At 33.2% G+C, this 8,484-nt stretch carries 3 protein-coding genes; all 3 read left to right on the top strand.

The features are described from left to right. Positions 1 to 556: 556 nt before the first annotated feature. Positions 557 to 3,994: a helicase-related protein gene (locus U9R42_12600; GenBank protein ID MEA3496858.1), complete on the top strand. Its 3,438-nt coding sequence runs from the start codon at positions 557 to 559 to the stop codon at positions 3,992 to 3,994. Between the two features lie 3 nt (positions 3,995 to 3,997). Beyond that, positions 3,998 to 5,140, top strand: a complete 1,143-nt coding sequence (locus tag U9R42_12595) for a PDDEXK nuclease domain-containing protein (GenBank protein MEA3496857.1) — start codon at positions 3,998 to 4,000, stop codon at positions 5,138 to 5,140. 3 nt (positions 5,141 to 5,143) lie between these two features. Beyond that, the coding region (locus tag U9R42_12590; GenBank protein MEA3496856.1) for a transposase at positions 5,144 to 8,484 on the top strand (3,341 nt) is incomplete at its 3' end.

Below are 8,484 nucleotides of genomic sequence, written 5' to 3'. Positions count from 1 at the left end.
ATAGTACAAATTATATTATATTTGCGAATAGGTTTAATATACATTCAAAATTTATTAGGGTATGAAAATATTAAAACTACAGAAATTTATACTTAGTTATTACAAACAAGGGATTTGACCTGTCTGCGTACCTCGCACAGGCAGATGAAATCTATAAACCATTGGATAATATTGAATTATGGAATTTTTTAACAAAATAAATAATGGAAATATAATTACTTGTGATTATATCTACTCATTACCTGCAAGGCAAAGAAAGAGAAACCGTAGAACATAAATTGAAAATATTGAAACAAGAAATAAAACATATAATTAAAAAATTGACTGACAGGAAATATTTTGTTTTTGCCGACCAGCTTTTGCCCTTTGGGATAATTTGGGAAACCACCGTACCAATTGCACACCTGCCCGTTCCGCAGGCGGGCTTGGTTTTTTGTCGACCTGTCTGCGTGTATTGCACAGGCAGGCACACTGGCAAACTCCAAAAAACCTGTCACGATTTTATTTCGGGAAGCTATTTTTTTGCATACGCACTAACAAAATAAACTGAATTAGAATGTTAATTGATAACGAAAACAAAAATTACAAAGTTCATGAATGGATTGCCAAACGCACAGAAGAAGGCAAAATGGATATTGTTACAGGATATTTTACTATTGGAGCACTTGCTTTTCTTTCAAAAACTACAAATGAGAAAATTGACCATTTTAGATTCGTACTTGGAGATATTGTAAATGTTGACGAAGTAAAAGACAGGACTCTTGACTTAATGAATGAAAACATTTCAGTTAAAGCAGCTTTAAAACTAAGTGCATTGGCTAAAGAGGCTGTTAGTTTTCTTAAAAAAGAAAATGTAGAAGCGAAAACATTAGAACCAAACTTTTGTCATGCTAAAGCTTATTTACATAGTGCTAAGAATGACGATAGACTTAAATATTTTGTCTCAGGAAGTTCGAATTTGACAGAAGCAGGAATAGGACTTAAAACTACAAATAATGTTGAATTAAATATTGCAGAAACTGGCGATAGCTTACAATATAAAGAATTAGCAACTTGGTTTGAAACTCTTTGGACTAAACCACAAGCCCACAAAAACAAAACGCTTACTGACGAGAATGGGAAGAAATATACAAAACCATTTAAGCAATACTTAATTGAAGAGATAGAAAAGATATTTATTAAATACACACCAAAAGAACTTTATTACAAAGTGCTTTTTGAATTATTTGGCAACCAGATTTTGAATGACCAAAATGACCCTGATTTTGCTAAACAAGTTGGAAGACTTGAAAACTCAGTGGTTTTTAATACGCTTTATGATTTTCAACAGAAAGGTGTTTTAAGTCTAATAAAAATGCTTCAGAAATATAACGGGGTAATTCTTGCCGATGCGGTTGGTTTGGGTAAAACTTGGAGTGCATTGGCTGTAATGAAGTTTTTTCAACTTCAGGGTAGAGAAATTATTTTGCTGTGCCCAAAGAAATTACAGCATAATTGGAATCGCTACAGAAAAAATCAGGAATCAAAATTTGAGCGAGACAAATTAGAGTATTTTATCCGATTCCATACAGACCTGGAATTTGACAGAATGGACAAAGAAAAGTATCGGGCAGAACTTGCAGATACATTATTTATTAATGACAAGCCAAAATTGATTGTAATTGATGAAAGCCATAATCTGAGAAATGACAAATCAAAAAGATATAAGTTTTTTGTTGATGAAATACTGAAGCAGAACGAAGACATAAAAGTTCTTATGCTATCAGCAACGCCTATTAATAATTCACTTAACGACATTAGAAACCAGTTTAAATTAATGGTTCAGGGAAATGTTCATGGTTTTGATGAAACTCTTGGGATTAGAAACATAGATTATACATTTCGTTCAGCACAAAAAGCATTTAATGATTGGCGAAAAGAAACAAACCCACATATTGGAGAATTTATAAAAAAACTACCATCAAACTTTTTTACGCTAACCGATTCGCTTACAGTAGCACGCACCCGTACTATGATTGAAGGTCAACAAACAGGTCTTGATTTTCCAATAAAAGCAAAACCAGATAATATTTTTGTTACGCCAAAAGAGATGGGAAACTTTGATAGTTTCGAGGAACTTTTTGACCATTTCCCGCCAATGCTATCTGGATATCAACCTGCATTTTATGCAGAATCTTTGAAAGAAAAAAAAGAAAGGCAAAAAGCAAAAAAGAAAGGTAAATCAGAAGTTTCTGTTATTGAAGACGAAGTTCAGCGTGATAAATTCCTTGTTAAAATGATGTACATTTTAATGGTAAAAAGGTTGGAATCGTCTTGGTATTCTTTTCAATCTACTGTTGAGAAAATATTAAATCATCATCAAAATGCCCTCGGTAGAATTAAAGCCTATGAAGAAAACAAAGAGAACGAAGAATTAATTGATGATGTTGATGTTTTTGAAGGAGATGAATTAGAAGATGAAATTGAAGAATTTACTCTTGGTAAAAAACGAAAAATCAAGTTATCTGATATTGATGATGCCGGTAACCTAAAATGGTATAAAAAGGATTTAAAGAAAGATATTGATGCGTTGGATAATCTTTTGGTTAATATGCAACGCTTTGCTGGTGAATTGAAAAAAGAAACAATCAAACCCAATAACCACAAAAGTGCTGATGATAAATTACAAGTCTTAATCAATAGAATTATTTCAAAAAGAAAATCCGGTTTAAATAATAACAATCAGAAATTAGTAATATTTACCGTTTACAGAGATACTGCTGAATATTTGTTTAAGCAACTTAAATTAAGAGGATTCAGCAAAATAGCTGTGGTAAGTGGTACTGGTTCAAAAACAGATGATTCAGATGCTGAACATAAAAACTTTGAACCCATTCTTGAAAGGTTTACTCCCTATACCAAGTTATTTAAAGAGAAAGAATGGGCATTTGAACCAAGTTCAGATTCTCTTTCTGAAAAAGAACAATACGAAGAATGGATTGAGTGGATTTCAACTAATGATGAAAAAACCTATCAACAAATTAAAAATCCTATTGATATTCTAATTGCAACAGATGCTTTGAGTGAAGGTCAAAACTTACAAGATGCTGATACGGTTGTGAATTATGATATCCATTGGAATCCTGTTAGAATTATTCAAAGAATGGGTCGTATTGACCGTTTAGGCTCTCCTAATTCTGAAATTTTTGGGATTAATTTCTGGCCATCAAATAATATCAATTCATACTTAAAACTTCAAGGACGAATTGAACACCGTATGGCAGCAATGAAATTGGCAGGCTCGGAAGTGCAATTGGAGTTTTCTGATTCTTTTAAAGAAATGGCAGATGACGAAAATCTTGAGAACAAGATGAAAGCCCGAATGATGGAGCAAATGCAAATGTCTTGGGATGATATTGAAGTTAGCGAACAAAGTTTGGGCTTTGATAATCTTTCTATGGAGAAATACAGACAGGATTTATTGGCTGAATTAAATGAACATCAAAAGAAATACGAAAAAATGCCAAATGGAGTTTACACAGGTTTTGTTGCAGAGAAAGAAGTTTGCAATGAATCAGGTATTATTGCTCTATTGGGTTATCCTGCAAAGCCACCCAAAACAACAAATTACAATTATCAATACTACAATCTTATTTACATCAATAAAGATGGGATTCCTGTTTTGTTGAATCAAAAAGAAGTGCTTGATGCTTTAACTTTTCATAAAGAAAAAAAAAGAGTTGTTCCTACGAATATTGATAAAGGTGAAGAAAACGCAATTCAGGAACTTGTTGAGACAATTAATAAATGGATTAAATCACAAGCCGTTGAAGAAGAAAAACAGGAAGATGGAACTGTTGAAAAGAAAATGGGAAAAGAAGCAACAGACTTGCTTGCAAAACTGCGTAAAGGTGACAAGAGTGCAATTGAACGCGTGAAACAGAATGTTAAAACCAGCGAAAAATACAAATTGGATAATTTTGATTTAATTACTTGGTTTTTAGTAACAATTTAAATTATGAAAGACTTCAGGTTACTCGTTGAAAATATTTCAATTGCACATAAGCAATTGCAACAAAATGCTGTAAATTCTGTAAATCAAGCATTAACTATTCGCAACTGGTTAATTGGATATTATATTGTTGAGTATGAGCAAAATGGTAATGATAGAGCGGAATATGGTAAAAAACTAATTCCAAGCATTGCAAAAGAACTTAAAAATATAAAAGGAATAGATGTTAGATCATTGCATAATTTTAAATTATTCTATGGATCTTATCCTCAAGTGAGAGATTTTCTTTTAGAAAAATCAAAATTGGGGTCACTGACCACACAATTGGAAAATTTAAATATGGGGTCGGTAACCACACAATTGCAAGAAACTCAAAAAAGGGGGGCACTGACCACCAAAACTAAGAAACTTGAAAACAGAGTTATAGGCAAATACATTATCACCAAACTTTCATACACTCATCTCGAGCAACTTATTCGTATTGATGATGATTTAAAGCGTACCTTTTATGAAATAGAATGCATTAAAGGAATCTGGAGCGTTAGAGAACTAAAAAGACAAATTGCGAGTTTGTATTATGAGAGAAGCGGGCTATCTGCCAAACCTGAGAAACTATCAGAAATAGTTCAGGAAAAGACCTTGGCACAAAAAGCAACCGACATAATTAAAAACATCTATGCTTTTGAATTTCTTGATCTGAAGATTAAAGATGTTGTTGAAGAATCGGATTTGGAAACTGCCCTCTTAGACCATTTGCAGGAATTTATTATTGAGATGGGAAATGGCTTCTGTTTTGAAGCACGACAAAAAAGAATCCTTATTGGTGAGAAATACTATTTTATTGATTTAGTCTTTTATCACCGGATTCTTAAATCTCATGTATTGGTTGATTTAAAAATTGGAGAGTTCAATCATGGAGATATTGGGCAGTTGAATACTTATTTGAATTACTATAAAGATAAAATAATTGAAACAAACGATAATGCCCCTGTGGGCATATTACTTGTTGCCGACAAAGATCATGCTTTGGTGAAATATGCTACTGCAGGTATGGATGAAAATCTTTTTGTTCAGCAATATCTGATACAACTGCCAAGCAAAGAGCAATTGGAAAAATATATTGATAATGAATTAAAAAACCTTATCTAGATTATGAAACTAACATTATTCAAAGAAATAGATTTTCTTAATGCTGTAAAAGCATTGTTTCACGAACTTAAAGTTCCAATGAACTATGTGTCTGACGAACCCACAACCATAACAAAAATATTATCTCCATTGACTTATAGGGAAAATTACACGTTTAATCTAGTTGATGATGTGTATTTTGTTGGAATGGTGGACGATGCTGCTTTTGAAGGAAATCAGAGTCTTTCTGCAAGCCAAATAAAATCGGATTACGATGGCGTATTGATTTTTGGAATAACCCTTAATCAAAGAGATAACAACTTACTACCAACTCGATCACAATTGGCTGAAATATCCCGAGCTTTTAACCGAGAGTTTTATTATACACCGGTTGTTTTGGTTTTTAAGTATCATGATAATATTTCTGACTATCTGGCCTTTGCAAATACCGAAAGATTAAAATATAAACAGGAATGGCGCGAGGGCGAAAAAGCAGGTAAGGTTTCTTTGTTACGTGACATTAATATTAAGAAACCACATAGAGGACATGAAGATATTATTAACCAACTGAAAATTCCAACATCAGGAACAAAACAGGTTGATACATTTGCAAAACTCTACAACTATTGGCAGGAAGTCTTTAGTGTTAGTATTCTTAATAAGAAGTTCTATCAGGAATTGCAAAACTGGTATTTCTGGGCTATCAAAGAAGTCAGTTTCCCAAATCAACCAAAAATACTTGATGAAAATATTGATGGTGACGAAGCGAAACTAAAAGAAGCCATAAAGGAGCATAAAGGAAAAAATGTAATTCGTTTGCTTACCCGTATTTTATTTATCTGGTTTATTAAAGAAAAGAAACTGATACCTGAAGAGATATTTGATGAACAAACAATTGGCGATAAACTAATTGATGATTTTACCCCACAAAAGCCACATGGCATTTTTTCAACCGGAAAACATAACAGCAAATACTACCGTGCTATTTTGCAAAACCTGTTTTTTGCTACCCTTAACAAGGAAATGGGCAAACGTGAATTCCGCAAAGACAAACAGCACCAAAATGTAACCAATTTAATGCGTTACCAATCCTATTTCAAAAACCCTGATTACTTTGTGCAACTAATGGAAGATATAGTACCTTTTATGAATGGTGGACTTTTTGAGTGTCTCGACAAACCGCACGAAACCATTAAAGGAAAGAAGGGAGGAGACAAGATAATATACATTGACGGATTTTCCGATAGGCTTGACAATACCCTTGTTGTTCCTGATTACCTGTTTTTTGATGTGGATGAAGACGTAGATTTAAGTGATGATTTTGGAAGCAAAGCAAAAGTGTATAAAAATGCCAAAACAAAAGGTCTGCTTGAAATACTTAAATCCTATAAATTTACCATTACCGAAAATACGCCAATTGAAGAAGATGTAGCCCTCGACCCTGAATTATTGGGTAAAGTATTCGAAAATCTTTTGGCAAGTTATAATCCTGAAACCAAAACTACTGCTCGTAAACAAACAGGTTCCTTTTATACACCACGCGAGATTGTTAATTATATGGTGGACGAAAGTTTAATTGCCTATCTGAAAAATGTACTCGAAGCTTCCAACTTCGATATATCAGATGGCTTATCAACCCAATATATAGATAAAACTGGAAATGTATTCTTCAACCCCAACGATGAAATAGAAATAAAAGAAGGGAAATTGCCTCATTGGCAACAAAAGGAAGTTTTCTATCATGTTACATTTAGATTAGCAGATTCAATCCCAAAAGAAAAAGCTGAACAACTTAAAATCGACAGGGAAAATTGGCAGAAAAAAAATAAAGATAAAAAGGACTATTCTAAAGATGAATGGAAAGAATATAATCGTTTGTTTAACGAGCGGGTTGAACAATGGATGAATGCCGGCTATGGCAGTTGTTTATTAAAGAAAAAAGAAAATGCTACAATAGTAGCCAATGCAATAAAGTATTTCGCTGGAGATCGCTATATTTTAGATGAATGGGTTGTTATGCCGAACCATGTTCATGTTTTGGTAAAACCTATTGCAGATAATAAACTGAGCAATATTCTTCATTCATGGAAATCGTTTACTGCAAATGAGATTAATAAATTTGAAAACTTATCCGGGCAACTTTGGATGCATGAAAGTTATGATCATATCGTTAGGAATGAGGATGCTCTAAAAGCGATTCGTCACTATATCAGACAAAATCCAACTAAAGCCAACATTGTAGTTGAAGCTTCTAGCTTTAACACTTCTAGAAACAAAGATGTTTCCAGCTTCAACAAAGACCAAAGCAAGGATGCTTTGGATACAATGTTACACCAACTCTTTTCTTTTGACGAAACAAATCCTTTTAAAAACAACCCCGAAATACAAAGCCAAATTATAAAAGCTTTAGATAAAGCAAAAATACTTGACCCTGCTGCCGGCTCCGGTGCCTTCCCCATGGGAGTGTTGCAAAAAATGGTGCACATACTTCAAAAGTTAGACTCCGACAATGAACTCTGTAAAGAGGTACAATTGGAAAAAGCAATGGCTGAAACTGAAGATGCTTATGGAATTGAAAATAAAAAAGAACGAGAGCAAAAACTTATTGAAATAAACAATGCTTTTGACGAAAAGGTAAACGATCCCGATTTTGCACGGAAACTATACCTGATTGAAAACTGCATTTATGGTGTGGACATACAACCCATTGCTACGCAAATTTCTAAACTGCGGTTCTTTATTTCACTTGTAGTTGACCAAAAAGTACAACCTGACGAACCTAACTTTGGTATTCGTCCTTTACCAAACCTTGAAACCCGTTTTGTTACAGCAAATACACTTATTGGAATACAAAAAGAGAACTCTCTGTTTTATACTGATGAGGTTAAAAAACTGGAGAACAAACTCAAAAAAGTACGACATAAACTTTTTAATGCCCGAACGAAAGATACCAAATTAAAATACCGCCAAAAAGATGAAGAGCTACGACATAATATTGCCGATATTTTAAAGGATAAGGGATTGCCATTGTATGAAGCCGAAAAATTAGCAAACTGGGATCCTTATGACCAAAATGCTTCTTCTCCATTTTTTGACCCCGAATGGATGTTTGATATTAAAAGTGGTTTTGATGTGGTGATTGGGAACCCGCCTTATATTGGCGAAAAAGGAAATAAAGATATTTTCAGACAACTAGCTATAGGCTCTTTAAGTAAACGATTTTATCAAAGAAAAATTGATATATTTTATTTCTTTTTTCATTTAGCACTGGATACATTAAAAGAAAGGGGGACTTTTTCATTTATTACAACTAATTATTATCCAACTGCTGATGCTGCAAAAAATCTTAGAAATGATTTAAAAAC

This window comes from Bacteroidota bacterium, assembly GCA_034723125.1.
Classification (GTDB): Bacteria; Bacteroidota; Bacteroidia; order CAILMK01; family JAAYUY01; genus JAYEOP01.
The sequence above is the reverse complement of the archived record's forward strand: the minus strand, read 5'-3'. Positions and strand labels throughout refer to the sequence as shown.